The organism is Microcoleus sp. MON2_D5, from assembly GCF_036701905.1.
Classification (GTDB): Bacteria; Cyanobacteriota; Cyanobacteriia; order Cyanobacteriales; family Microcoleaceae; genus Microcoleus.
This window is the reverse complement of the sequence record NZ_JAUBRM010000234.1, coordinates 1-1,189: the sequence shown is the minus strand read 5'-3', so window position 1 is coordinate 1,189 and position 1,189 is coordinate 1. Positions and strand designations below refer to the sequence as shown.

Below are 1,189 nucleotides of genomic sequence, written 5' to 3'. Positions count from 1 at the left end.
GCAAGTAATTGGTCGAGCGTTGGGCGACCGATCGCTCCTGTTCCCCCGGCAACAAAAATCTTCATCTGTCAACCTCGTGTTGAAGTATGGAAATATTTTGGCTTATTGGAGTGCTCGATCGATTAAAGGTGCAAGGACTGCGATGTTGTTGACCAACTCATCGGAGAGAGAACCGGTGTATTAACCCACATTCCGCAGGTGCGATCGGCATCAGGCAGTATTTTTCAACGATTGGACTTAGGATCGAAGTCCAGAAGTTGAGCCATATCTAGCTTTTCTCAGGTAGGTGAGGTCTAGGGAAATGCTTGAAAATTCAGCCATTCACAGGATATAGCGTCATGTGGTGTCCGCCTTTTCACCCATAATAAAAATACCTGAAACCAGAGATTTTACAACATTGTAATTATGGGCGAGTGCGAACGACATCATATCACACAATATCAGGGGCTATCGTATTTGATGAATGGAGCGCGACCGCACCCAACTTGCTGCACTCTCCTCGGCTGTTTCCTGAGATAATATATAATTTAAAATGGTGCAAAATATGTAACTGCTCAATAACTACTGGTAGAGGGACTCCTCCTCAATCAGGTTATCAACAACAGCGCACCTCCGCAGACAAGGAGCGATTACAACATCGCTTTGATGAAATTTTTGGGTTACGCTACCCACATCACTATGGTTTAAACTTGGCTATGCAGCAATTCTGTGCCAACAAGAAAAAATTGCTGCGAGTCCTCGATGCGCCTCAACTACCTCTTCATACTAACTGCGACGTAAGTGATATTCGAGAGTATGTCACCAGGCGGAACATTAGTGGCGGTACTCGCCATGAATTTGGGCATCTGGTAAGGGATACCTTTACAGGTTTGAAAAAAACTTGTAGAAAGTTAGGTTTTTGATTTTGGAAGTATTTACTCTCCCGCTTCAAGGGTGATGAAAGCGTACCTTATCTACCAGATGTGATTAGAGCGCTCGCTCCAGCACCCACTTAAAAGAGTCCAGAATTGTGAGGTGCAACGGCTGCCGGAATCACGCAAGAATAATTTACCTATTTGAGGCAATTGAGCCTCTCCTGGTAAACGTGTTCGAGCTATTGATGTGGTAAGTTATTGGGTGCATCTCAGTTTTGCACATATATCAAGTGGAAAGTTGACCATTGAGATAAGCACAGCGCAGAGAAAGGATA

At 44.4% G+C, this 1,189-nt stretch carries 1 protein-coding gene; it reads left to right on the top strand.

Translation table 11 applies throughout. From position 1 onward, the window contains the following. A partial coding sequence (locus QUA47_RS30880; RefSeq protein ID WP_333433639.1) for a hypothetical protein occupies window positions 1-184 on the top strand: 184 nt, incomplete at its 5' end. Window positions 185-1,189: the final 1,005 nt, after the last annotated feature.